We start from the raw sequence: 318 nt of genomic DNA on the forward strand, positions 1-318 counted from the left end.
GAAGGCGGTTGAGTAGAATGCCACTCCCGCAGCAGCCAAAAGCTGCGTCGCTCTTTAACAATTTGAATCAAGCAATCTGTGTGGGCACTCACAGCATCGAGCATCAAAAACAATTTTTGATATCAATGTCTGATGAAGTGACCAAAGCAACTTTTAAGTTGCAGCAGTTAATTCAGCAATTCATTGAGCCGCCTTAACAGGCAACCAAACTTAAATTGAAGAGTTTGATCATGGCTCAGATTGAACGCTGGCGGCAGGCCTAACACATGCAAGTCGAGCGGCAGCGGGAAAGTAGCTTGCTACTTTTGCCGGCGAGCG

At 46.9% G+C, this 318-nt stretch carries 1 protein-coding gene and 1 rRNA gene; both read left to right on the forward strand.

What is annotated here, in order from left to right; all coding sequences use genetic code 11:
- Window positions 1–197 (forward strand): hypothetical protein (locus ACNPAA_RS21165; RefSeq protein ID WP_417892009.1); only part of this gene is annotated, 197 nt, incomplete at its 5' end.
- Between the two features lie 15 nt (window positions 198–212).
- A 16S ribosomal RNA gene (locus ACNPAA_RS21170) occupies window positions 213–318 on the forward strand; the annotation flags it as partial.

The sequence above is a fragment of the Aeromonas sp. PS2Canimalfood6 genome (genome assembly GCF_048276795.1).
Classification (GTDB): domain Bacteria; phylum Pseudomonadota; class Gammaproteobacteria; order Enterobacterales; family Aeromonadaceae; genus Aeromonas; species Aeromonas caviae.